A 23,013-nucleotide genomic window follows, 5' to 3' on the forward strand; every position below is an offset into this window, starting at 1 on the left:
GTGTGGGGGGCATGGCGGGGCAGCCTTCACTTCTCGCGGAATCGGTCGGCTCGCCCCGGGCCCGGAGTTCACCGGCAGGAACCGCGACCGTGTCATGGGTCCGCGGACGGGCCGCCGACGACATGCCGAGGGGTCCTCCGCCCGGCTGCCCGGAACCCCTCGATCAGCCCAGATCCGTACCGTCGGGAACCGGGCCCGCCAGGTCCGCCGCCGGCTCCACGCCCCCGCCCGCGGCGCCGGCCACCCGGCCGAACAGCGGGGCGAGGATCAGCTGCGCCGCCCCTTCCGCGACCGGCCGCTCCCCGCCGCCCGCGGCGACGACCGGTACGGGCGCCCCGTCGGCCCCGTCACGCCGGGCCCGCTCGTCGAGCACCGCGCGTACCCCTCGTACGTACGCGTCGGGGTCGGCGGCGACGAGGCGTCCGCCCAGCACCACCCGGTCGATGTCGAGCAGCCCGACCAGGTTGGCGGCGCCGGTCCCCAGCACCCGTGCGGCCTCGGCGACGTCACCCCGCTCGACGGCGGCCAGGCAGAGCGCCTCGATGCAGCCTCGCCCGCCGCAGCCGCACGGGGCGCCGTCCAGCTGGACCGTCTGGTGGCCGAACTCCCCCGCTCCGGTACGGGCCCCGCGGTGCAGCGCCCCGCCGAGCACCAGTCCGGAGCCGAGGCCGGTGCCCAGGTGGAGGTAGGCGAAGTCGGCGGGGTCCGGCGTCTGGAGGGCGAGTCCGAGGGCGGCGGCGTTGGTGTCCTTGTCGATGACGACGGGCAGCCCGGTCCGCGCGGCGAGCTCGTCCCGGAGCGGGTAGCCGTCCCACTGCGGGAACCCGGTGACGCGGTGCAGGACCCCGCCCCGGTGGTCGAGCGGCCCCGGGACGGCGACGCCCACCCCGAGCACCGTCCGCGCACCGTCGCCCCGCACGGCGGCGACCGCCCCGGCCGCCGCCGCGAGCACCTCGTCCGCCGGGGCGCCGAGGTCCAGCGGGGCCGTACGGCTCGCGGCCACCGTGCCCGCGAGGTCGACGAGCACCACGGTCAGCTCGTCGCGGTCCAGGTGCAGCCCCACCGCGTGGGCGGCGTCCGGGACCAGCCGCAGCACGGTGCGCGGCTTGCCGCCCGTCGAGGCGCGGCGCCCGGCCTCGACGGCCAGGTGCTCTGCGCGCAGCCGGGCGGTGATCTTGCTGACGGCCTGCGGGGTGAGCCCGGTCCGCGCGGCGAGTTCGAGCCGGCTGATGCCGCGCTCGCCCGCCGCCCGCAGCAGGTCGAGCACGAGCGCCGCGTTGTGGCTGCGCAGTGTCGGCAGGTTCGCCCCGCTGTTGCTCCTGTTCACGGACCCATTGTCTCCCGCGCTTGCACTTTGGCAACAGCGTTGCCAAAGTGGAAGGCATGACTGCCCACGTGACTCACGAGACCTCCGGATCGTCCGGGACCCCCCTGCGCGTCGGACTCGTCGGCTACGGCCTGGCGGGTTCCGTCTTCCACGCCCCGCTGATCGCCGCCACCGAGGGCCTCGTCCTGGACACGGTCGTCACGTCGAACGAGGAGCGGCGGGAGCAGGCCCGCGCCGAGTTCCCCGAGGTGCGGTTCGCCGCCGCGCCGGACGAGCTGTGGGCGCGGGCGGACGAGCTCGACCTGATCGTGATCGCGTCGCCGAACAAGACCCACGTCCCGCTCGCGACGGCCGCGCTGAAGGCCGGTCTGCCCGTGGTCGTGGACAAGCCGGTCGCCGGTACGGCCGCCGGGGCCCGGGAGCTGGCGGCGCTGGCCGAGGAGCGCGGGCTGCTGCTCTCGGTCTTCCAGAACCGCCGCTGGGACAACGACTTCCTCACCCTGCGCTCGCTGATCGCGGACGGCGAGCTGGGCGAGGTGCAGCGCTTCGAGTCGCGCTTCGAGCGGTGGCGCCCGCAGCCGAAGGGCGGCTGGCGCGAGTCGGGCGACCCGCAGGAGATCGGCGGGCTGCTGTACGACCTGGGCAGCCATGTCGTCGACCAGGCGCTGGTCCTGTTCGGCCCGGCGGACCGGGTGTACGCGGAGTCGGACGTGCGCCGCCCCGGCGCGGCGGCCGACGACGACACGTTCGTCGCGATCACCCACACCAGCGGGGTCCGCTCCCATCTGTACGTCAGCGCGACGACGGCCCAGCTCGGCCCGCGTTTCCGGGTGCTCGGGTCGGCCGCCGGGTACGTCAAGTACGGCCTCGACCCCCAGGAGGCGGCCCTGCGCGAGGGCACCCGCCCGTCGGCCGGGGTGCCGTGGGGTGTGGAGGACGAGGCGCTGTGGGGCCGGCTCGGCTCGGGCGAGTCCCCGCTCACGGGCGGCGGCACCCCGGTGCGTACGCTGCCGGGCGACTACCCCGCGTACTACGCGGCGGTCGCCGACGCGCTGCGGGGGAAGGGCGAGAATCCGGTGACCGCCCTCCAGGCCGCCGCCGCGCTGGACGTCCTGGAGGCCGCCCGCCGCTCGGCCCGCGACGGCGTCACGGTCGCCCTGCCCGCGGCCTCCGCCTCCGTATCCGCCACCGCTCACGCCACCGAGGAGCAGTCCGCATGAACCCCACCGCTCCGACCATCTCCGAGCTGATCGCCCAGGAGCGCCGGCTGACGCTGCCGCATTTCGGCTACGACGACGCGTACGCGCTCGGCGGCCTGCTCGTCGCCCTGGCCCGGGAACGGCACGCCCCGGTCGCGATCGACATCCGACGCGGGGCCCAGCAGCTGTTCCATGCCGCGCTGCCCGGTTCGAGCGCGGACAACGACGCGTGGATCGACCGCAAGCGCAAGGTCGTCGAGCGCTACGGCGAGAGTTCGTACCTGGTCGGGACGCGGTTCCGGGCCAAGGGGACGACGTTCGACGAGGCCTCGCGCCTGGACCCGGACACGTACGCCGCGCACGGCGGCTCGTTCCCGATCGCGGTCGAGGGCGCGGGCGTCATCGGCTCGGTGACGGTGTCCGGCCTGCCCCAGGCGGAGGACCACGCGCTGGTGGTCGAGGCGCTGGAACAGTTCGCGACGAAGATCAGCGACTGATCGGACCCGGACGATCCGGAGGGGTGGGGGCTGCCCGGCGGCAGCCCCCACCCCTCCGATCTTTACGCGTCCGGCGTCGGCACTGTGTGCGTGGCCGACCAGCGCCGTCGCACACCGAGCAGCCCAGCACCCTCGCGCACCGAGCCGAGCCTGCGAATCAAGCCGAGCCCGGCAAGATCAAGCCCGTCCGGCGCTTGAGGACAGCTTTTCAGCCCGTCCGGCGCTTGAGGACAAGAGCGGCCCCCGGGTGCAACCCACCCCCGGGGCCGAACCCCTACGCCCCCTTCAGCTCCTGCCGCTGCCGCCCCAGCCCCGCGATCTCCAGCTCCACGACATCCCCGGCCCGGAGATACGGCTTCGGATCGGGCTGCCCCATCGCGACCCCCGCCGGCGTGCCGGTGTTGATCACGTCGCCCGGGTAGAGCGTCATGAAGTGGCTGAGGTAGCGCACGACCTCGCCGACCGGGAAGATCTGGTCGGCCGTCGTGCCGTCCTGCTTCAGCTCGCCGTTGACCCAGAGCTTCAGCGACAGCGCCTGCGGGTCGGCCACCTCGTCCGCCGTCACCAGCCAGGGCCCCAGCGGGTTGAACGTCTCGCAGTTCTTGCCCTTGTCCCACGTGCCGCCGCGCTCGATCTGGAACGCGCGCTCGGAGACGTCGTGCGCGACCGCGTATCCGGCGACGTGCGCGAGCCCGTCCTCCGCGGATTCCAGGTACCGGGCGGTGCGCCCGATGACGACGGCGAGCTCGACCTCCCAGTCGGTCTTCTCGCTGCCGCGCGGCACGAGCACGGTGTCCTCGGGCCCGACGACGGTGTCCGGCGCCTTGAAGAAGAGGATCGGCTCGCCCGGTATCTGGGCGCCGGTCTCCGTGGCGTGGTCGTGGTAGTTCAGCCCGATGCACACGATCTTGCCGATCCGGCCGAGCGGCGGACCCACCCGCAGCCCCTCGGCGTCGAGCGCGGGCAGCTCCCCGGGCGAGGCCGCGGCGGCCCGTACCCGGGCGAGCGCGTCCTCGTCGGCGAGCAGCGCGTCGTCGATGTCGGTGACGATCCCCGACAGGTCACGCAGGGTTCCGTCCTCGTCCAGCAGCGCCGGACGTTCCGCGCCCGCTGTACCCACACGAAGCAACTTCAACGGTCTGTCTCCCTCGGTAGAGATCGGGCCCGCCGGATGGGTTGCGGCCATCGCAGGCTTGTCCGATCCTCCAAGACATCCGATCACCCCGCAAGACCCTGTTCACACACTGGACCGGCGTGCTCGCGGACGGGGTTACGCCGCGGTGGCCATGGCCGCACCGGCCGCCGGCATGTCGCGGTACAGATAGGCCCGCTCGATCGCGGTCCACGTGGTGCTGGTGACGACGTACAGGGCGGCCGCCAGCGGCACGAAGGCCACGGTGAAGAGCGTGAAGAAGGACATCAGCGGCATCACCTTCGTCATGGCGCCCATGCCCGGGACCGGCTGCCCGTCGGGGCCCGCGGCCGGGGTGACGGGGTTGGCGGCCATCTGGCGCTTGGTCCGCCCGTAGTTGAACGTGGCGACGGCGGCGACGATCACGAACAGCCCCACGTACACGAGGCCCTGCGCGCCGAACAGCCCGCCGTCCGCGAGCGCGTCGCGCCAGCGCTCACCGAGCGGCGCGCCGAAGAGCTGGTGGCCGAGGAGCTCATTGGCCTCGTCGCCGATCTTCGTACTGGAGAAGAGGTGGTAGAGGAGGAAGAAGGCCGGCATCTGCAGGAGGCTCGGCAGGCAGCCGGAGAGCGGCGAGACCTTCTCCTCCTTGTGCAGCTCCATGAGCGCCTTCTGCATCCGCTCGGGGTTCTTCTTGTGCTTCTTGCGCAGCTCGGCGATCTGCGGCTGGAGCCGCCGCTGCGCCTTCTGCCCACGCGCCGCGGCCCGCGAGAGGGGGTGCACGGCGAGGCGTACGAGTGCGGTGAACAGGACGATCGCGGCGGCGGTGGACGCGTTCTGGAAGAGCGGGTGGAGCGCGTCGGCGAGCGCGCCGACCAGGCTGGCGAATGCGGACATGAAGGCGGACATGGATGAGCCCTCCGGGGGTCTCGTCGTGCCGGGAAGTGGATCAGCTTCGGCATGACGATCCGCGCGGGGCGCCCGTACGTACGCGCACAGGGCGGGTACGTGTCCGGGGCGGAAAAGCAGGGAGGAGAGAGCCCTACGCGGCCGTCAGGAGGGCATGGCCGGGGGCTCGGGGGCGGCGGCGCCCCTTGGCGTCAGGGTCCCGTTGCGGGAGGAACGCGGTGCGTTTCTCCCGGTCGCGCATGGCGGTACGGACCCGGGTGCGGGGCACCGGGACGGCGCAGCGTGCGCTGATGACCGAGCAGGCGACGAGCGCGGTGCCGGCGGCCGCGGTGGCGGCGAGCGCGACGGCGGCGGAGAGGCTGCCGCCCTCGGCGAGCAGGACCTCGGTGAGGAAGAAGAGCAGAATTCCGGCGGGCCTCAGCACGCGGGCGAGGCCACCGCGCACGCGCTTCGTGGCGCTCGCGTCCATGCTTCCTCCCCCTTCCGCTCCCCTGCGGCCGCGTGGTCGCGCGGCACTTCAACCTCTCACCGTTATACACGACCGACTTCCAGGGGCATCAGGAGTCGACGGGGCGAGAGCAGTGCGCGGCTGACCGGATTGTCGGTGTCCGTGTCGAGCCCGTCGCCGGGCCTCATCTCGATGTCCTCGGGCGGTACGGGCACGGAGCAGACCGGGCATGCGCCGTACGCACCCAGTTCCGTACCGCAGTCGGCGTGAACGAAGACACGCATCGGGAGTGTGCCGGGGAGGTGCTCGCGCGCCCACCCGCCGAGGGTGCCGATGACGGGCCAGAGCGCCTTGCCGCTGTCGGTCAGGACGTACTCCTCGCGCGGCGGCGACTCCTGGTAGCGGCGCTTCTCCATGACCCCGGCGTCGATGAGGGTCTGGAGCCGGGTGGCGAGGACGGCACGCGGGATGCCGAGGTGAACGAGGAAGTCGTTGTACCGGCGTACGCCGTAGAAGGCGTCGCGCACCACCAGGAGCGTCCAGCGCTCGCCGACCACTTCGAGGGCGCGGGCCATCGAGCACTGCTGGTTCGCGTAGTCCTTGCCGAGTGCCATGGGTTCACTTTACTCCGTCCAGGTTCAGTGAAAGAACCTTGCGTGCTAGCGTCAGCATCCCCTCAGTGAGTTCATTCACCGAACCCGCAGGGGGGTGCCGCGGTCCCCCGCGGCCCGGTCGCGCGACGCCCGTGCGAACCCCGGCGACCCCGGAGCGATGCCATGGCCCAGCCCGTACGTCCTCACCCCGCGCGGCCGACGGCCGCCCCGCCGCCACCCCGCGCTCAGCCACGCCCCGGACCGACCCTCGCGATCACCTCCGCCGCGACCACGGTGGCGCTGATGAACTACACCGCGCCGATGGCGTCGCTCCCCGGCATCTCGGCCGCCCTGTCCACCCCGCCCTCCGGGCAGGCCTGGCTGCTCAACGGCACCCCGCTCGGTCTCGCCGCCGTCCTGCTGGTCGCGGGCAGCCTCGCCGACGACTACGGCCGGCGCAGACTGTTCCTGATCGGCACGCTCGCCCTCGGCATCACCACCGGACTCGGCGCCCTGACGACCGACACCCTCACGTTCACCCTGGCCCGGGTCGCCCAGGGGGCGGCGAGCGCCGCGATCCTGGCCACGAGTCTGGGACTGCTCGTCGGAGCGTTCCCGGCCGGTGCGGCCAGGATCAGGGCGACGGGGATCTGGGGCGCGTTCGTCAGCGCGGGGATCGCACTCGGACCGCTGCTGGCGGGGTCGCTCGGCTCGGTCGACTGGCGGCTGACGTACACCGCGCTCGGCCTCGCCGCCCTCCTCACGTCCGCCTTCGCCTTCCGTGCGCTCCAGGAGTCCCGGGCCCCGCGCGACGGCCGCCCGGACCTGGCGGGCGCTGCGGTACTGGGTGCGGCGATGACGGCGCTGCTGACCGCGCTGACGCTCGGCCGGGACGGCTGGCTGCGCGCCCCCGTCGGACTGCTGCTGCTCGCCACGCTCGCGCTCGCCCTCGTATTTCTCGCGGTGGAGCGCCGGGCGGCGGCCCCGCTGATCGATCCGGCGCTGCTGCGCAGCCGTCCGTTCCTGGCCTCGTCGGCCGGCGGACTGTTCACGGGCCTCGCGGTGATCGGCCTGTTCAGCTTCCTGCCGACCCTGCTCCAGCGGGCGCTGGGACTGTCGGCGATCGATGCGGCGTGGCTGTTCCTGCTCTGGTCGGGCACTGGGTTCGTCGTGGCGCTGCAGTCACGCCGGCTGACGGGCCGGGTGGCGGCCCACCACCAGCTCGCCGCCGGCTTCGTCCTGCACGCGGTGGGCGTGGTGTCCCTGCTGGGCGCGCTGGACGCCGGGGGGCATCCGGGCGCGGCGGTGTGGCTGCGGCTGCTCCCGGCCCTGGTCGTGTCGGGCGCCGGCAGCGGTCTGCTGAACGCCGCGCTGCCCCGGCTGGCGATCGAGTCGGTGCCGCAGGAACGGGCCGCGATGGGTTCGGGTGCGAACAACACCGCCCGGTACATCGGCTCGTCGGCAGGCGTCGCCGTGACGATCGCCGTGGCGACGGCGGACTCGGGCACCGACGGCGCGCTGCTGCTGTCGGTGGGGCTGGCGCTGGTGGCGACGGTCAGCGTGCTGCTGTTGCGGGACCGGACCTGATTCCCGCACCACCCTGCCGCCCAGCCGCGGAAGCGGACGTTGTTCCGTACGCGGACGCCCTGCCGCGGGATGAGGGCCCGGCCGCGCGCCCTCATCCCGCCGGAACCCGCTCCCCGTCCTCATCCTCGATCTCGTCCCGCGCGAGCACCTCGTCGTCCGGCCGTCCGTCGTGCTCGCGCGGGCCGGCGTACGTCACGGCGAGCGCGACGGCCAGGTTGGCGCCGAGCGCGATGATGCCGGCGTTCACCCCCCACACCGGATCGTTCTCCGTGAACACGAACCCGCAGACCACGCCCACCCCGACGACGAGCCCGCTCATCGCCCCGAGCAGCGTCAGCCGCCGCCACATCAGCCCCAGCAGCACCATGGGGAGCAGCTGCGCCATGCCCTCGTACGAGATCAGCGACAGCCGTACGAGGGTGTTGGGCGCGGTGTACGTGAGCAGCAGCGCCAGGCCCCCCGCGACCACGACGACCACCTGGGCAGCGCCCTTCTGCCGCCGTTCCCAGCGCGGGACGAGCGAGAGCACGCTGCGCCCCCACATCGTGCCGATGACCAGCATGAAGACGGCCATCGGCACGATCGAGGAGAGCGCGGCGGCGACGCCGATGATCCCGACCGACCAGGCCGGCAGCGAGTCCACGACCAGCTTGAAGAGCGCCAGGTTCGACTCGGCGCCGACGAGCCCCGGCACGACGAAGAGGGCCGCCATGCCGAGCAGCATGGGCACGAACAGCAGCACGTTGTACGCGGGCAGCCACATCGCGTTGCGCCGCAGCACGTCGGCGTTCTTGGCACCGAGGTAGCCGGCGACGGTCGTCGGGAAGATCACCACGGTCAGCGAGTTGAGGAAGGAGGTCGTGATGAACCAGGCCTGTCCGAGGCCGCTGTTTCCGTGCCCGGGGAAGGTCAGCCACTCGCTCTTCTCGGTGACGAGCCGGTCGAGGAAGGGCCCGTAGCCGTCGAAGTAGTGCAGGGGCACGTACACGGCGAGGAAGCCGAGCGTGACGATGACCAGCACGTCCTTCAGCACCGACACCCACGCGCTGCCGCGCAGCCCGCTCACCACGACGAAGCCGGTGGTGACGGCGAAGGCGATGAAGTAGGCCCAGTTCAGGCTGATGGCGCCGTAGGAGATCGTCGAGACGACGACGCCCATGCCGGTGATCTGGAGCTGGATGTACGGGAGCAGGAACACGGTCGCGAGGACGGCGACGAGCGCCCCGAGCCAGGGCCGGCCGAAGCGGTGCGCCACCATGTCGGTGATCCCGACGAGTCCGTGCCTGCGCGCGTACGCCCAGAGCAGCGGCCCGACGACGTAGCCGACGGCGTAACCGCAGGACATGTACGCGACCACGTACAGGACGGGCGCCCCGTAGTTGTAGCCCCAGCCGGCGGCGCCGAGGTAGCTGAAGCTGGTGTAGCCCTCACCGGCCATGAGCACCCAGATGAAGACGGTCCCCAGGCTGCGCCCGCCGACCGACCACTCGGCGAGACCACCGCCCTTCGCCCCGCGCCGGCCGCGCACGGCGAACAGCCCGAGCGCGACGGTGGCGACCATGAAGACGCCGAAGACGGAGGTCGCGACGGCGGCGTTCACCGGCGGTCACCCCGCCGGGCCAGCCATACGGCGACGGGGGTGAGCAGGGTCGCCCCGAGCAGCCAGAAGAAGAGGAACGGCAGTCCGAACACGACGGGATCGACCCGGTTCACGAACGGCAGCGCCCCCAGGTAGAGCACGTAGGGGACCAGCAACCACAACAACTGCGGACGTCGTCTGAGCACGTCAGAGAACCTTACGACCTCTGCCCGCGGTCTCAGCGCTCCCGTACGCCGGTCAGCTTGCCCCACACCACCAGCCGGTACCGGGAGGTGAATTCGGGCGTGCACGTCGTCAGCGTCAGATAGGACCCGGCGCTCCGGTAACCCACGTACGGCTTCACGTTGCTGCGCGGCACCGTGGCGATGACCCCGCTGTCGCCCGGCTGGGTCCGGGCCAGGGTCTTGTCGACGGTGTACGTGTACACGGCGTCGCGGGTCTCGACGGTGATCCGGTCGCCGGGCCGCAGCCGGTTGATGTAGCGGAACGGTTCGCCGTGCGTGTTGCGGTGCCCGGCGAGCGCGAAGTTCCCGGAGCCGCCGGGCTGCGCGGTGCCCGGGTAGTGCCCGGCGTACCCCTTGTCCAGGACACCGTGCTTGCTGACGCCCTGGGCGACGGGCGCGGTCAGCCCGATGCGCGGGATGCGGAGGACGGCGTACGCCTGGGACCGCCGGGGCGCGGAGCTGGTGATGACGCTCGGCGTCGTCCTGCTGCTGCTCGTCGCCCATCAGCTGTGGTGGACCAACCGGCAGGCCCGCGCCGAGGCCGCCCGGGAATCCGCCCCGCCCCGCCCGGGAACAGCCGGGGAATATAGGTTGCGGGGATGTCCTCATCGCTCCGGCTCGTGCCGGTCACATCCGACAACGTCGAAGCCGCCTGCGCGCTCTCGGTCCGGCCCGACCAGAACGAGCTCGTCGAACCCGTCGCCTGGTCGCTGGCCCAGGCCTACACCACCCCCGACATCGCCTGGCCGCGGCTGATCGCCGACGGCGAGACGCTCGTGGGCTTCGTCATGGCCTTCATCGGCGTACAGTTCGCCCCCGGGACGCCCGACGACCCGTTCCGTTCCGGGCTCTGGCGGCTGAACATCGACGCCGGGCAACAGGGGCGCGGATACGGGCGGTTCGCCGTCGAGGCCGTCAACGACGAGCTGCGGGGGCGCGGGAGCACGCGGACGACCGTGACATACGTGCCCGGGGCGCACGGTCCCGAGGAGTTCTACCGGAAGCTGGGTTTCCGTCCTACCGGTGAGTTGAGCGGGGACCAGGTGGTCGCGGAGCGGGAGTTGGCGTAGCCCGCCGGGGCGCTCCGCGGGGTGGGGTGCGCCTGCGGCGGGCTTTGTCCCCTACCCCCCTTTCCGTAACCGAGGGCTCCGCACCCGGACCCCCGCTCCTCAAACGCCGGAGGGCTGGAGCGTACGCGGAGGCGGGCTGGAGGTACGCGGAAACGTGCGCGCCGCCGCTCGTCAGCGGTAGTCCTCCGGGTGGCCCTGCATCCAGGTGTTGATGCGGTCGCGCGTGCCGAGCAGTTGCTTGCGGTGCTTCTCCAGATTGGCCGTGGAGGTGTCACCGGCCAGCGTCGTGCGCAGGGCGCTGATCCGGGCCATCGGCTCCTTGAAGTGGTCCGGCCCGCCGGCGTCGGCCTTCATCGACTTGTCCAGGCCGTTCAGTTCGTCGTTCACCCGGCCGAGGAAGTAGGCGCAGTTGCCGTCCCCGGGTGCGCAGCCGTCCTGGTACGTGGCCTGGAGGCCGGCGAAGGCGTCGCGTACCTCCTCAGGCCTGTTGAAGGCCTTCTCCTGTGCCGCGTTCGCCTCAGCGGCAGCCGAGGCCTCCGCATCGGCCTCGTCCTGCTCGATCTCCTTGTTCACCGCCGACGCGTTCGCCGAGGGCGCCACGTACGGGACATCGTCCCCGGGGCCCTGTGGCGTACTCGCCCCGGTGCAGCCGGCCAGAGCCCCCACCAGAGCGGCCGCCATCGCCAGTGCGGCCGTGGACAGGCGGATGCGGACGCGAACAGACATGTGAGGCCCCCCTCGTCGGTTGGCCCAGACCATACCGCCCTGCCCCGCGCCGCGCGGGGCCGTGCCGGTGATCAGAGGGCGATCAGCCCGTGATCAGCCTCTGGAGCGCGGGAGCGTAGAGGTCGGCGATGTGTTCCGGGGTGGCGCGCGCGCCCGCGCCCTCGCGGTGGAGGCCGAGCGTCGCGCCGAGGCCCAGGAGGAGGCCGGCCAGGAGTTCGGCGCGCAGGGCGCGGTCGTGGCCGGGGAGCCGGGCGGTCAGGGCGTCGGTGACCTGTTCGTGGAAGCGGTCGCGGAGCAGGGACCGCTCGTCCTGGTTGCCGAGGGAGAACACGACGCGCAGGAGCGGGTCGGACTTGAGCTCGCGGCGGTGGGTCACCACCGTGACGACCATGTGGCGGCCCAGGGCGTCGAGCGGGGCGTCGAGGAGTTCCGCGGCCGCCGGGCCGAAGTCGGCCACGGTGTTGAAGAGTTCCTCCTTGCGGCCGAAGTGCTTGACCACGAGGGACGGGCTCACGCCGGCGTCCGCGGCGATCTTGCGGATCGTCACCTCGGCGTACGGGCGCTGGGTGAACGCCCGTCGCGCGGCGCGCAGGATCGCGTCCCGGCCGCTGCCCGCCTCCGCGGGGACGGCGGGGGCGGGGGAGGCCGTCGCGATGGCCTGGCCGCCGGTCATGCGCCCTCCTGGAGTTCTGCCGTCCGCACACCCTCCTTGCGGGTGTCCGGCGCCTTGCGGCTCTCCTCGACCGTACCCGCCCCGGCCGGCCTCCCGCCCGGCAGGAACAGCGTCACGGCCAGGGCGGCGAGTGCCGCGCCCGCCGCGATGACGAAGACCAGCTGGTACGCGTGGAGCGTCGGAGCCGTCCTGCCGCCCGCCCGGAACGTGATGTTGGCCAGGACCGCGGCGACCGTCGCGCTGCAGAAGGCCTGGCCGATCGAGCGCATGAGGGTGTTCAGACCGTTCGCCGCACCGGTCTCGCCGGCCGGGACGCCTCGCATCACGAGGGCGGGCAGGGCCGAGTACGCGATGGCCGTGCCCGAGGCGACGACCGTGGCGCCCGCGATGATCAGCCACAGGCTGTGGCTCGTGAAGTACCGCACCCCGTAGCCGACGGCGATGACGCCGGCGGCGAGCGCGAGGCTGACCTTCGGGCCGTGCTTGGCCGATATCCGGGCCGAGACGGGCGACAGGGCCACCATCGCCACCCCGCCCGGCAGCAGGCACAGTCCGCTGACGACGAGCGAGGCGCCGAGCCCGTACCCCGTGGCCTTCGGCTCCTGCACCATCTGTGCGGTGACCAGCGAGTTCGCGTAGAACGCGAAGCCGATCAGCAGCGCGGCGACGTTGGTCAGCAGGACGGCCGGGCGCGCCGAGACCCTCAGGTCGACCATGGGCGTCGCGACGCGGAGTTCGTACGCGCCCCAGAGCAGTGCCACGACCACGGCGGTCGCGAGCAATCCGACCGTACGGACCGAGCCCCATCCCCAGTCGGCGCCCTGGGTGACCGCGAGCAGCAGACAGACGAGGGCGACGGTCAGGCCCAGCGCGCCGACCGCGTCGAAGCGGCCGCGGCTGCGCAGCGGGGATTCCGGTACGCAGCGCAGCACCAGCACGATGTCGATGAGACCGATCAGTCCGGAGACCCAGAACATCGTGTGCCAGTCGAAGTTCTCCACGACGAGCGCGGCGACGGGCAGGCCGATCGCGGCGCCGATGCCGAGCGTCGAGCTCATCAGGGCGACGGCGGACAGGACGCGCTCGGGCGGCAGCTCGTCGCGCAGGATGCTGATGCCCAGCGGTACGACGGCGATCGCGGCCCCTTGCAGGGCCCGGCCGGTGATCAGTACGCCGATGTGGGAGCTGACCGCGCACAGCACGGAACCCACGACCAGGACCGCGAGCGAGGCCACCAGCACCCGGCGCTTGCCGTACATGTCGCCGACCCGGCCGAGGACCGGGGTGAAGACCGCGCCGGTGAGGAGCGTGACGGTCACCAGCCAGCTCGCGGCGGCCGGGGTGGCGCCGGTCAGCTCGGGGATGTGCGGGAGCAGCGGGACGACGATCGTCTGCATGACGGCGACGACGACCCCGCAGAAGGCCAGCACGCCGACCGCGAAGCGGGGGTGCGGGGGCCGGACGTCAGGGGTCGCGGGGGCGGCTGGGACCGGTATGTCCGCGGGCATGTGTCTCCGTACGGTGCTCGGCTGCCGGGAGGCGAAGGGGGTGCACGCCTGTTCACCCCCAGGGTAAACGCTTGTGCACCCCCTCGGCGACGGGATGCCGGAACGCCGCGTTAGCCTCGGAGCCGAGAGCCGGTACGGGCGGACACGCCGCAGGTCCGGCGACGACCTACGAGAAGGCTGAGGTGGCTGCGATGGCGAAGGTTCCGGCAGCGGCGGTGGCGGCAGGCGGACTGGTCGGCGGCTACGCCGTCGCACGGTGGACCAGGAAGCGGCCGCTGGGCGGGGTCGCGCTCGCCGCCGCGGGAGGCGTCGCCGCGTACGAGTGGAACCGGCAGGCCGGGCCGCGGGCCGCCGTCGCCCTGACCACCGCCTATGTGGCCGCCTTCGCGGGATCGCACCCGCTGGCGAAGAAGGTCGGCGCCTGGCCCGCGGTGTTCGGCGTGGCGGGCACCGTAGCGGCAGCGTCCTGGGCCGTCACGCGCCGSGCCGCCTGAGCGGAGATTTTTCTGCACCGGGTGAACGCGGGCGGCCCGGCGCGCGTACTGATGGGCACTCCCCCGCGTAACCCGGGTGCGTATCCGAACGAATCGACAGGACGGATACGCACCCGGCCCCCCGGACGACTGCTGTCAGGCGGGCCGGCCAGTGGCGCCCCTCAGCCCCGCCCAACCCTCAAGTGCCGCTCACGCGCTCTCACGCGCCGAACGCCCGGGACACCGAATAGATCGCCAGCCCCGCCAGCGCACCCACCACCGTGCCGTTGATCCGGATGAACTGCAGGTCACGGCCGATGTGGGCCTCGATCTTCTTCGACGTCTGGTCCGCGTCCCAGCCGGCCACCGTGTCGCTGATCAGCGACGTGATCTCCGTCCGGTACGTCGTCACGACATACACCGCCGCGTCCTCCAGCCAGCCCTCCACCTTCGCCTGGAGCCGCCCGTCCGTCGCCAGCCTGGCGCCCAGCGACATCAGGGAGGCGCGGGCCCGCAGCCGCAGCTCGCTCCGCTCGTCCTCCGCCGCCGCGATCACCATCTGCCGAACGGACGACCAGGCGGACGCGATGACGTCCTGGACCTCGCCGCGCCCCAGGATCTCCGACTTCAGCCGCTCCACCCGGGCCCTGGTCTCCGAATCCGTCTGGAGGTCGGCCGCGAAGTCCGTCAGGAACGTGTCGATCGAGCCGCGTGCCGGGTGCCCCGGCATGTCCCGCATCTCCGTGACGAACCGCAGCAGCTCCTTGTAGACCCGCTCGCCCACCCGCTTGTCCACGAACCGCGGGGTCCAGCCCGGCGCCCCGCCCTGCACCGCGTCCATCACCGAGTCGCCGTGCTGCACCAGCCAGTCGTGCGCCCGCACGCAGACCAGGTCCACGACCTTGCGGTGGCCGCCGTCCGCGACGACCTTCTCCAGCATCTTGCCGAGCCCCGGGCCGACCTCCGCCGCGTCCGCCCGCCGGGTGATCGCCTCACCGACCACCGCCTGCACATCCGCGTCACGGAGCACGGTCAGCGCACCCCGCAGCGCGGTCGCCAGTTCGGCGGTGACCCGGTCCGCGTGCTCCGGCTCCGCGAGCCAGGCGCCCACCCGGCCGCCGATGGCGAGGGAGTGGATCCGGTCACGGACGACGCCGCCCGACAGAAAGTTCTCGCCGACGAAGGAACCGAGCGAGGCCCCCAGCTGGTCCTTCTTGCTGGGAATGATGGCGGTGTGCGGAATCGGCAGTCCGAGCGGACGCTTGAAGAGAGCGGTGACCGCGAACCAGTCGGCCAGCGCACCCACCATCCCCGCCTCGGCGGCCGCTGCGACGAAGCCCGGCCAGCCGCCCACCCCCTCGTTCTTCGCCCACGTGGCGAGGACGTACACCAGCGCGACCAACAGAAGGAGGCCGGTGGCCGTGGTCTTCATACGGCGTACGCCACGACGCTTCTCCTCGTCGGCGGCCGTGTACGCGAACGAGGCGAGGGACGCCGAGGGACGCTGCCCCGTCCGCCGTTCCGGCCCGCCCCCGGGGCCGCCCGCGCCCGTGCCGCTGTCCGCCGTGCCGGCCGACGCGTCCTCGGCCGTACCTTCGATCCGTTCCATCCGCTCCACCCGTCCGCGTAACCGTCGCCCCCGGCGCCCCGTACGCATTGTGCCTACCTGACCTACTCCCGGGCCGCACGTCGAGTTCCCCGAGCCCTGCCGCATCATGGGTGCGGCCCACGAACGATTGAGGAGACACACCGTCCATGCCCAGGCGCCAGGGATCCGCCCTGCTCATAGCCCTCCTGGTGGGCACCGCCGCGCTCGCCGCCCTCGTGGCGTTCACCGGCTCCCTGCTCTTCACCGAACCCCGGGCGAAGGCCGCCGTGGCCGCCGCGGGCCCGCAGGGCGTGGCCCGCACCCCCGCCGCCCCGGCCCGCTCCACCGGTCTCTGGCTCGCCACCTGGGCCGCCGCGCCCGTCCTCGGGGCGACCGACCCGGAGCAGGGCCCGGACCCGAGCCTGCGCACCATCCGCAACGTCGTGCACACCAGCATCGGCGGCGACGCGGCCCGCATCACCCTCTCCAACCTCTTCGGTACGCACCCGCTGCTCGTCGACCGCGTCACCGTGAACGCCGTCCCCGTGACGTTCCGCAACGCCGCCTACGTGACGATCGCCGCCGGAGGACAGATCGTCAGCGACCCCGTCGTCGTCCCGGTCGCCGCCGACGCCGACCTCGTCGTCACCCTGCGCACCCCCACCGCCCGCGGCCCGGTCACCGTCCACCCCAACAGCCACCAGACGTCCTTCACCGAGGGCCCCCGGGGCACCACCGAGTCCACCACCGACTGGCGCTACCTCACCGCCGTCGACGTGCGGGGCAGGACCGCCACCGGGACACTCGTGGCCTTCGGCGACTCGCTCACCGCGGGCAGCGGCTCCACCACCGACACGAACAGCCGCTGGCCCGACGTCCTCGCCGACCGGCTGGCCGGACGGTACGCGGTCGTCAACCAGGGCATCGGCGGCAACCGCATCCTGCTGAGCGGGGTCGGGCCCCGCGGCCTCGACCGCTTCGACCGCGACGTCCTGGCCGTCACCGGCGTGAAGACCGTCGTCATCGCCCTCGGCATCAACGACATCCAGGCCTTCCCGCAGGAACGCGACCCCGCCCGGATCACCGACGCCCTGCGCACCCTGACCGAGCGCGCACACGCCCGCGGGCTACGGGTCATCGGCGCGACCCTGATGCCGTACGAGGGCCAGGGCAACTGGACCCCCGCCCGGAACGCCGTACGCGCACACGTCAACGAGGCGATCCGGGCCGGCGGAGTCTTCGACGAGGTCCTCGACTTCGACCGCGCGGTCCAGGACCCGTCGCGGCCCAGCCGACTGCTGCCCGCCTACGACTCCGGCGACCACCTCCACCTGAACGACGCCGGCTACCACCGCCTGGGCACCCTGACCGACATCGCCTCGCTGCTGCGCGCCGAGCCGTCGTCGGACGCGCTGTAGGCAAAGCAGCTCTGCAGGCTGGGCCCGCCCCCGGGACGGGCGGCAGGCAAGGGCTGCCGCCCCTAATAACGGTCGCCGTCGCCCTTCTCCAGCCGCGGACGCTCCGCGTCGTTCAGCCGTCGCCGCTCGGCGTCGCGCTCGCGCTGCTTCTCCGCCTTGCTCCGCTTACGCTCCACACCGACGCCGCCCATCAGCGCCAGACCGGTGACCCGCACCCGGGGAGCATCGGGTGCGGGGAACCCGTCGTCCTTCGTGTGCTCCCCGAAACCGCCCATGATGCCGATCCCGCGGACCTCGACGTTCAGCTCCGGCGGAACCGTCACCTGCATACCGCCCATGATCGCGAAGCAGCGGACGACGACCTCGCCGTCCTCGAAGTTCGCCTCGCGCAGATCGATCTCGCCGCCGCCCCACATCGCGAACGCGGTGAACACCCGGCTGATCGTCCAGTTCCCCCGCCGGGAGAACCCGCCCCAGAACGCGAAAGCGCCCTTCGACGTGGCGGGCTTGCCGACCCGGTCCGGCCAGCGGGCCAGCGAACCCGTCCGGGGCCGCTGTCCCGCGACGGCCGGCGCCACCGACCCGCCGCCGGGAGCGGGCAGATCACGGACGAGCGGTTCGAGCTCACCGTGCGTACGGGCCTTGTACGTGGCGTCGAGCCGCTGCTCGAACTCCTCCATCTGCAGACGGCCCTCGGCCACCGCCTCGCGCAGAACCTCGGCGACCCGTTCACGCTCGGCATCGGAGGCACGCATCTCCGGAAGTTCGCTTGTCATACCGTGCAGCCTATTGAACGCGTCCGCTCCCGTCACCGCGCTACAGGCCGGAGGCCGACGCGTACATCTTCGCGATCACGGCCTCGATGTCCGGCTCCCGCACCGAAAGATCCACCAACGGGTACTCCGCGGCGATCCGCGCCACCAGCGGCGCCGCCGAAGCGGACGCCGGAAACGCCAGCCACTGCCGCACGCCCTCGACCTTCACCGTGCGCACCGGATGCTCCGACTCCAGCACGATCGGCGGGAGTTCACGCTCCAGATCCACCACGAGCATCCGCTCGCTCTCCCCCACCTCGTGCAGCCCGGCGAGCGCACCGTCGTACATCAGACGCCCGTGGTCGATCACCATCACCCGCTTGCACAGCTGCTCGATATCGGTCAGGTCATGCGTGGTGAGCAGCACCGTCGTACCGCGCTCCGCGTTCAAGTCCCGCAGAAAACCACGCACCTTGGCCTTCGACACCACATCGAGACCGATCGTCGGCTCGTCCAGGTACAACACCTCCGGATCATGCAACAGCGCCGCCGCGATATCACCCCGCATCCGCTGCCCCAACGACAACTGACGCACCGGCACATCCAACAGCTCCGCCAGATCGAGGAGTTCGATGCAACGGTCCATGTTGACCCGGAAGCGGTCATCGGGAATCCGGTACATCCGGTGCATCAGCCGGTACGAATCACGCAGCGGCAGGTCCCACCACAGCGTGGTGCGCTGCCCGAAGACCACACCGATGCGCTGCGCCAGCCTCGTACGCTCACGGGACGGATCGATGCCCGCCACCCGCAGCGAACCGGCACTCGGGGTGAGGATCCCGGTCAGCATCTTGATCGTCGTCGACTTCCCCGCCCCGTTCGGGCCGATGTACCCGACCATCTCACCGCGGCCCACCCGGAAACTGATCCCGTCGACGGCCCGCACCTCCCGCCGTTCGCTGCGCAGGAAACCCGTCCTGCGACGGACGTCGAAGACCTTCTCGACCCCGTCCAGCTCGATGAAGTCCGCATCCGCACCCGGAGCCGTCCCCATGCCCGTACCCATGCCCGTATCCACGCTCGCACCCATGTCCGCCGCCTCTTCCCGCTCGCCCCGCGTCAACTTCCCGTACTCCGGTACGCCCGCAGCCCCGCCCGCCACGCCAGGCCCGCGGCCGCACAGCACGCACCCGCCACCAGCGGCGGCAGGAACGCCACCCAGTCCGGCAGGCCCAGCGGATAGTCCCGGCCCAGCACATACAGCGCCGGCAGCCAGTTCACGAAGGCCAGCGGGACGACGAACGTCACCCCGCGGACCAGATCCGTCGCGAAGACCGTCGGCGGGTACTGGAGCAGCGTGGCGCCTCCGTACGTGAACGAGTTCTGCACCTGCGAGGCGTCCTGCGCCACGAACTGGAACGCCGCCCCGGCCACGAACACCGCGCCGAAGATCGCCGCACCGCTCAGCACCATCAACGGCACCATCAGCACCTTCACCACCGTCCAGTCGATGTCCAGCGTCACCAGCGCATAACCGAACACCAGCGCCCCCTGCGACACCCGCCCCAGCCTGCGCAGCGCGAACCGGTCCGCCGCCACCTGCGCGAGCACCGGCACCGGCCGCACCAGCAGCGTGTCCAACGTGCCGTCCCGCACCCGCCGGCCCAGCCGGTCCATCGACCCCATCAGCAGATCCGCCAGCCCGAACGCCATACCCGCGGACCCGTACAGCAGGGCGATCTCCGGCAGCGTGTAACCGCCCAGCACATCGATGTGGGAGAACATCAGCAGGATCGTGACGAAGTCGAACGCCGTCGCCGCGAAGTTCCCGAACGTCGTCAGCACGAACGACGTCCGGTACGCCATCGTCGAGCGCAGCCACATCGCCACGATCAGCCCGTACGCCCGCAGCCCCTCGGCCCACCGCGGCCGCGCAACGAACACCGCCGCCACGGGCTCCTCCGCCACAGCCACCGGCTCCACCGACTCAGCCACCCTGGACCACCACCCTCCGCGTCGCCACCGACTGCAACAGCCGCCCCGCCAGCAGCAGCACCAGCGCCCACCCCGCCTGGAACGCGTACACCCGCACCAGACCCCAGCCCGTGTGCTTCCCGAGGAACACATCCGCCGGCACCTGGAGCAGCGCCGACCACGGCAGCGCCCGCGCCACCTCACCCARCAGCCCCGGAAACAGGTTCAGCGGCAGCAGCATCCCCGAGAAGAACATCCCCGCCAGGAACGCCATCTGCGCCGCCCCCGCCCCGTCCAGCAGCCAGAACGCCGACAGCGCGACCAGATAGCGGATCGCGAAGCTCACCACGACCCCCAGCGTCACCGCGACCAGGAAGGCCACCCAGGTCCCCGGCGACCCGGGCATCGCCAGGTCGAAGGCGAGCGAGCCGAGAATCATCGGCACGATGCCACGCCCCAGCAGATGAAACGCCGCCCGGCCCAAGTCACCAGCCAGCCACCACAGTTGCAGATCGACCGGCCGGTAGAGATCGACCGCGACATCACCCGTACGGATCCGCTCGATCAGCTCGTCCTCGAAGCCGCCGCCCATCATCACGCACGTCATCAGCAGCGCCTGGCCCAGCCACACATACGTGAGCGCCTGCGACATGTCGTACCCGCCGAGCTGCGGACGCTCGTCCCACAGCGCCATATACGTGTACGCCAGAATGAAACCGAAGACGGTGTTGGTGAACACCCCCGCGGCCGTCTCGATCCGGTACGTGGCATAACGCCGGAACCCGCCCGCCGCCACCACGGCATAGAGCCGCACCACAACCACCCCCCACGATCGGGGTGCCTCGCCGTGCGCGGACACCAAAGCGCACGAGCCTAGTCCGGCCGGGGGAACCGCCGCGACCGCTTTTCCGAGGTCGATCCGGTGGTTATTCCGCAGAAAAGTGCAGTATGGGGGAACTGACCGCGGCCGAGGAGTCTGCACCGACATGAGCGACGAGCCACAGCAGCCGAACGGGGACCCGGCAGACCCGGGCTGGACCCCCAGGGACCTGTCTGCCGACGCTGCCGCCCCCGCGGAACAGGGCACCCCGGCCAAGGGCGCGGGCCAGGGCGCGGGCAAGCAGAAGAAGCCCAAGCGTCCCAAACGCACCGGCTGGCGCCGCGCGATCCCCACCTGGCGCATGGTCCTCGGCGGCCTCGTCCTCATCGCACTGGTCCTGATCGGCGGCTTCATCGCCGGCTACCAACTCGTCGACATCCCGGCCGCCAACGCCAGCGCCACCGCCCAGTCCAACGTCTACCTCTACAAGGACGGCAGCGTCATCGCCCGCGACGGCGAGGTGAACCGGGAGAACGTCAGACTCGCCCAGGTCCCCCGCACCGTCCAGCACGCCGTCCTCGCCGCCGAGGACCGCGACTTCTACTCCGAACGCGCCGTCGACATCAAGGCGATGGCCCGGGCCGGCTGGAACACCCTCACCGGCAAGGGCAAACAGGGCGGCTCCACCATCACCCAGCAGTACGTCAAGAACTACTACCTGGGCCAGGAACAGACCGTCGTCCGCAAGATCAAGGAGTTCTTCATCGCGATCAAGCTCAACCGCGAGGAGACCAAGGACCAGATCTTCGAGGGCTACCTCAACACCAGCTACTTCGGCCGCAACGCCTACGGCATCCAGGCGGCCGCCCAGGCCTACTACAGCAAGGACATCGGCGACATCACCACCGCCGAAGGCGCCTACCTCGCCTCCCTGCTCAACGCCCCCAGCGCCTACGACGTCATCACCCACCCCGAGAACAGACCCGCGGTCCTCGCCCGCTGGAACTACGTACTCGACGGCATGGTCAAGGAGGAATGGCTCGGCGCCGGCGAACGCGCCGCCCTCACGTTCCCCCTGCCCGGACCCGTCAAGCCCGCCAACAGCCTCTCCGGCCAACGCGGCTACATCGTCCAGGCCGTCGAGGACTACCTCATCCGGAAGGACATCCTCGACGAGAAGACCCTCGCCACCCGCGGCTACCGCATCACCACCACGCTGGAGAAGAAGAAACAGGACGCCCTCGTCGAAGCCGTCGACGACAACGTCATGTCCAAGACCAGCAAGAAGAACAAGGCCGACCGCAACGTCCGCGTCGGCGGCGCCTCCATCGACCCCGCCACCGGCCGCGTCCTCGCCATGTACGGAGGCATCGACTACACCCGCCAGTACGTCAACAACGCGACCCGCCGCGACTACCAGGTCGGCTCCACCTTCAAACCGTTCGTCTTCACCTCCGCCGTCGCCAACCGCTCCACCACCCAGGACGGCCGCCGCATCACCCCCAGCACCATCTACGACGGCACCAACAAACGCATGGTCCAGGGACCCGACGGACCCACCGGATACGACCCGGCCAACGAGGACGACGTCAGCTACGGCCCCATCACCGTCCGCACCGCCACCGACAAGTCCGTCAACGCCGTCTACGCACAGATGGCCGAGGACGTCGGCCCCGAGAAGGTACGCACCACCGCCATCGACCTCGGCATCCCCAAGGACACCCCCGACCTCACCGCGTCACCGTCCATCGCGCTCGGCCCCTCCACCGCCAGCGTCCTCGACATGACCGAGGCCTACGCCACCCTCGCCGACCACGGCAGACACGGCGACCACGTCCTCGTCGACCAGGTCACCAAGGACGGCGAGAGCGTCAAGCTCCCCGACCGCACCACCAAACAGGCCGTCACCCGCGAAGCCGCCGACACCACCACCTCGATCCTCCGGAGCGTCGTCGACGGCGGCACCGGCACCGCCGCCCAGGGCTCCGGCCGCCCCTCCGCCGGCAAGACCGGCACCGCCGAGGAGGACAGGGCCGCCTGGTTCGCCGGCTACACCCCCGACCTCGCCACCGTCATCGCCGTCATGGGCCAGGACCCCGACACCGGCGCCCAGGAATCCCTCTACGGAGCACTCGGCCTCCCCCGCATCAACGGCGGCGGCGCCCCCGCCCAGACCTGGGCCCAGTACACCCGCACCGCGCTGCGCGGCACCCCCGTCGCCAACTTCCGCCTCGACCTGGAGAGCGGCACCGACGAGACCGAACTCCCCAGCGAGGAGAACACCGCACCCGGCACCACCGGACAGCCCTCCCGCACCCTCGGCGAGTAGATCCGGGTAAAGAAGCAACCAAGTCCCCCCGCACAGCGTCGATACGCATACGGGCGCACGGGTCGAACCGTGCGCCCGTCCACGTGTCCGCACCAGGGGAGGGACCCACCATGGCCACGCGCCACCGACACCACCGACGCACCGCACTGGCCATCACCGCCAC

General features: G+C 71.9%; 22 protein-coding genes and 1 pseudogene. 7 read left to right on the forward strand and 16 right to left on the reverse strand.

Annotated elements, in window-relative coordinates; translation table 11 throughout:
• Positions 1-163 precede the first annotated feature (163 nt).
• Complete coding sequence (locus EAO72_RS20955; RefSeq protein ID WP_148018856.1) at positions 164-1,327, reverse strand: ROK family transcriptional regulator; 1,164 nt, start codon at positions 1,325-1,327, stop codon at positions 164-166.
• 56 nt (positions 1,328-1,383) lie between these two features.
• Between EAO72_RS20955 and EAO72_RS20960 the strand changes: the two genes are divergently transcribed.
• Complete coding sequence (locus EAO72_RS20960; RefSeq protein ID WP_148018857.1) at positions 1,384-2,547, forward strand: Gfo/Idh/MocA family oxidoreductase; 1,164 nt, start codon at positions 1,384-1,386, stop codon at positions 2,545-2,547.
• Positions 2,544-3,023 carry a heme-degrading domain-containing protein gene (locus EAO72_RS20965; RefSeq protein ID WP_148018858.1) on the forward strand — a complete coding sequence of 160 codons (480 nt, stop codon included), beginning with the start codon at positions 2,544-2,546 and terminating at the stop codon, positions 3,021-3,023. Before EAO72_RS20960 ends, EAO72_RS20965 begins: the two co-directional genes overlap by 4 nt.
• Before the next feature lie 274 nt (positions 3,024-3,297).
• Here the strand turns inward: EAO72_RS20965 and EAO72_RS20970 are convergent, their stop codons facing one another.
• The 4 genes from EAO72_RS20970 to EAO72_RS20985 all read right to left on the reverse strand — a co-directional run bounded on the left by EAO72_RS20970 (position 3,298) and on the right by EAO72_RS20985 (position 6,126).
• Positions 3,298-4,158, reverse strand: coding sequence for a fumarylacetoacetate hydrolase family protein (locus EAO72_RS20970; RefSeq protein ID WP_148018859.1), 861 nt, complete (start codon positions 4,156-4,158; stop codon positions 3,298-3,300).
• A 135-nt stretch (positions 4,159-4,293) separates the two neighbouring features.
• Positions 4,294-5,064, reverse strand: a complete 771-nt coding sequence (locus tag EAO72_RS20975; protein WP_148018860.1) for a YidC/Oxa1 family membrane protein insertase — start codon at positions 5,062-5,064, stop codon at positions 4,294-4,296.
• Positions 5,065-5,197: 133 nt separating this feature from the next.
• A complete protein-coding gene (locus EAO72_RS20980; protein WP_148018861.1) occupies positions 5,198-5,533 on the reverse strand; it encodes a DUF6412 domain-containing protein in 336 nt (111 codons plus the stop codon).
• A gap of 62 nt (positions 5,534-5,595) precedes the next feature.
• Positions 5,596-6,126: a winged helix-turn-helix transcriptional regulator gene (locus EAO72_RS20985; protein ID WP_148018862.1), complete on the reverse strand. Its 531-nt coding sequence runs from the start codon at positions 6,124-6,126 to the stop codon at positions 5,596-5,598.
• A gap of 162 nt (positions 6,127-6,288) precedes the next feature.
• On the opposite strand from EAO72_RS20985, the gene EAO72_RS20990 reads away from it, so the two are divergent.
• Positions 6,289-7,692 (forward strand): MFS transporter, encoded by a 1,404-nt coding sequence (locus tag EAO72_RS20990; RefSeq protein WP_148018863.1) that lies wholly within the window; start codon positions 6,289-6,291, stop codon positions 7,690-7,692.
• A gap of 91 nt (positions 7,693-7,783) precedes the next feature.
• Here the strand turns inward: EAO72_RS20990 and EAO72_RS20995 are convergent, their stop codons facing one another.
• The 3 genes and pseudogenes from EAO72_RS20995 to EAO72_RS21005 form a co-directional block, all read right to left on the reverse strand.
• Positions 7,784-9,292: a sodium:solute symporter family protein gene (locus EAO72_RS20995; protein ID WP_148018864.1), complete on the reverse strand. Its 1,509-nt coding sequence runs from the start codon at positions 9,290-9,292 to the stop codon at positions 7,784-7,786.
• Positions 9,289-9,447, reverse strand: a complete 159-nt coding sequence (locus EAO72_RS21000) for a DUF3311 domain-containing protein (RefSeq protein ID WP_148021935.1) — start codon at positions 9,445-9,447, stop codon at positions 9,289-9,291. The genes EAO72_RS20995 and EAO72_RS21000 overlap by 4 nt, the downstream gene beginning before the upstream one ends.
• A gap of 62 nt (positions 9,448-9,509) precedes the next feature.
• Positions 9,510-9,968, reverse strand: a pseudogene (locus tag EAO72_RS21005) (class E sortase); the annotation flags it as partial.
• Positions 9,969-10,115: 147 nt separating this feature from the next.
• Here EAO72_RS21005 and EAO72_RS21015 point away from each other — a divergent pair.
• Positions 10,116-10,586: a GNAT family N-acetyltransferase gene (locus EAO72_RS21015; protein ID WP_148018866.1), complete on the forward strand. Its 471-nt coding sequence runs from the start codon at positions 10,116-10,118 to the stop codon at positions 10,584-10,586.
• Between the two features lie 171 nt (positions 10,587-10,757).
• On the opposite strand, the gene EAO72_RS21020 is transcribed toward EAO72_RS21015, so the two are convergent.
• From EAO72_RS21020 to EAO72_RS21030, 3 genes are all read right to left on the reverse strand, one after another.
• A complete protein-coding gene (locus tag EAO72_RS21020) occupies positions 10,758-11,312 on the reverse strand; it encodes a hypothetical protein (protein WP_261991590.1) in 555 nt (184 codons plus the stop codon).
• A gap of 82 nt (positions 11,313-11,394) precedes the next feature.
• Positions 11,395-11,985 (reverse strand): TetR/AcrR family transcriptional regulator, encoded by a 591-nt coding sequence (locus EAO72_RS21025; protein WP_148018867.1) that lies wholly within the window; start codon positions 11,983-11,985, stop codon positions 11,395-11,397.
• Complete coding sequence (locus tag EAO72_RS21030) at positions 11,982-13,493, reverse strand: MFS transporter (protein WP_148018868.1); 1,512 nt, start codon at positions 13,491-13,493, stop codon at positions 11,982-11,984. The genes EAO72_RS21025 and EAO72_RS21030 overlap by 4 nt, the downstream gene beginning before the upstream one ends.
• Before the next feature lie 191 nt (positions 13,494-13,684).
• On the opposite strand from EAO72_RS21030, the gene EAO72_RS21035 reads away from it, so the two are divergent.
• Complete coding sequence (locus EAO72_RS21035; RefSeq protein ID WP_148018869.1) at positions 13,685-13,987, forward strand: hypothetical protein; 303 nt, start codon at positions 13,685-13,687, stop codon at positions 13,985-13,987.
• A 199-nt stretch (positions 13,988-14,186) separates the two neighbouring features.
• Here the strand turns inward: EAO72_RS21035 and EAO72_RS21040 are convergent, their stop codons facing one another.
• Positions 14,187-15,575, reverse strand: a complete 1,389-nt coding sequence (locus tag EAO72_RS21040) for a DUF445 domain-containing protein (RefSeq protein WP_410090488.1) — start codon at positions 15,573-15,575, stop codon at positions 14,187-14,189.
• A gap of 146 nt (positions 15,576-15,721) precedes the next feature.
• Here EAO72_RS21040 and EAO72_RS21045 point away from each other — a divergent pair, with 146 nt between their 5' ends.
• Entirely contained in the window at positions 15,722-16,972 is a 1,251-nt protein-coding gene (locus EAO72_RS21045) for an SGNH/GDSL hydrolase family protein (RefSeq protein ID WP_148018871.1), read from the forward strand.
• A gap of 62 nt (positions 16,973-17,034) precedes the next feature.
• On the opposite strand, the gene EAO72_RS21050 is transcribed toward EAO72_RS21045, so the two are convergent.
• From EAO72_RS21050 to EAO72_RS21065, 4 genes are all read right to left on the reverse strand, one after another.
• On the reverse strand, positions 17,035-17,727 hold the full coding sequence (locus EAO72_RS21050) for a DUF1707 SHOCT-like domain-containing protein (protein WP_187285375.1): 693 nt from the start codon (positions 17,725-17,727) through the stop codon (positions 17,035-17,037).
• Positions 17,728-17,788: 61 nt separating this feature from the next.
• Positions 17,789-18,781 (reverse strand): ABC transporter ATP-binding protein, encoded by a 993-nt coding sequence (locus tag EAO72_RS21055; RefSeq protein WP_148021937.1) that lies wholly within the window; start codon positions 18,779-18,781, stop codon positions 17,789-17,791.
• Positions 18,782-18,846: 65 nt separating this feature from the next.
• Positions 18,847-19,722, reverse strand: a complete 876-nt coding sequence (locus tag EAO72_RS21060) for an ABC transporter permease (protein WP_148018873.1) — start codon at positions 19,720-19,722, stop codon at positions 18,847-18,849.
• Positions 19,715-20,515 carry an ABC transporter permease gene (locus EAO72_RS21065; protein WP_148021938.1) on the reverse strand — a complete coding sequence of 267 codons (801 nt, stop codon included), beginning with the start codon at positions 20,513-20,515 and terminating at the stop codon, positions 19,715-19,717. Before EAO72_RS21065 ends, EAO72_RS21060 begins: the two co-directional genes overlap by 8 nt.
• Positions 20,516-20,687: 172 nt before the next feature.
• Between EAO72_RS21065 and EAO72_RS21070 the strand changes: the two genes are divergently transcribed.
• Positions 20,688-22,850 (forward strand): transglycosylase domain-containing protein, encoded by a 2,163-nt coding sequence (locus tag EAO72_RS21070; RefSeq protein ID WP_261991591.1) that lies wholly within the window; start codon positions 20,688-20,690, stop codon positions 22,848-22,850.
• The last annotated feature ends 163 nt before the right edge of the window (positions 22,851-23,013 follow it).

The sequence above is a fragment of the Streptomyces sp. OR43 genome (assembly GCF_008042275.1).
Classification (GTDB): Bacteria; Actinomycetota; Actinomycetes; order Streptomycetales; family Streptomycetaceae; genus Streptomyces.

Bases quoted from the DNA above. Each gene is read 5' to 3' on its own strand.
- EAO72_RS20965 (WP_148018858.1), top strand. From the start codon at position 2,544: ATGAACCCCACCGCTCCGACCATCTCCGAGCTGATCGCCCAGGAGCGC.
- EAO72_RS20960 (WP_148018857.1), top strand. From the start codon at position 1,384: ATGACTGCCCACGTGACTCACGAGACCTCCGGATCGTCCGGGACCCCC.
- EAO72_RS21020 (WP_261991590.1), bottom strand. From the start codon at position 11,312: ATGTCTGTTCGCGTCCGCATCCGCCTGTCCACGGCCGCACTGGCGATG.
- EAO72_RS21030 (WP_148018868.1), bottom strand. From the start codon at position 13,493: ATGCCCGCGGACATACCGGTCCCAGCCGCCCCCGCGACCCCTGACGTC.
- EAO72_RS21015 (WP_148018866.1), top strand. From the start codon at position 10,116: ATGTCCTCATCGCTCCGGCTCGTGCCGGTCACATCCGACAACGTCGAA.
- EAO72_RS21050 (WP_187285375.1), bottom strand. From the start codon at position 17,727: ATGCGTGCCTCCGATGCCGAGCGTGAACGGGTCGCCGAGGTTCTGCGC.
- EAO72_RS21045 (WP_148018871.1), top strand. From the start codon at position 15,722: ATGCCCAGGCGCCAGGGATCCGCCCTGCTCATAGCCCTCCTGGTGGGC.
- EAO72_RS21025 (WP_148018867.1), bottom strand. From the start codon at position 11,985: ATGACCGGCGGCCAGGCCATCGCGACGGCCTCCCCCGCCCCCGCCGTC.
- EAO72_RS20985 (WP_148018862.1), bottom strand. From the start codon at position 6,126: ATGGCACTCGGCAAGGACTACGCGAACCAGCAGTGCTCGATGGCCCGC.
- EAO72_RS21070 (WP_261991591.1), top strand. From the start codon at position 20,688: ATGAGCGACGAGCCACAGCAGCCGAACGGGGACCCGGCAGACCCGGGC.
- EAO72_RS20975 (WP_148018860.1), bottom strand. From the start codon at position 5,064: ATGTCCGCCTTCATGTCCGCATTCGCCAGCCTGGTCGGCGCGCTCGCC.
- EAO72_RS20990 (WP_148018863.1), top strand. From the start codon at position 6,289: ATGGCCCAGCCCGTACGTCCTCACCCCGCGCGGCCGACGGCCGCCCCG.
- EAO72_RS21040 (WP_410090488.1), bottom strand. From the start codon at position 15,575: ATGGAACGGATCGAAGGTACGGCCGAGGACGCGTCGGCCGGCACGGCG.
- EAO72_RS21055 (WP_148021937.1), bottom strand. From the start codon at position 18,781: ATGGGGACGGCTCCGGGTGCGGATGCGGACTTCATCGAGCTGGACGGG.
- EAO72_RS20980 (WP_148018861.1), bottom strand. From the start codon at position 5,533: ATGGACGCGAGCGCCACGAAGCGCGTGCGCGGTGGCCTCGCCCGCGTG.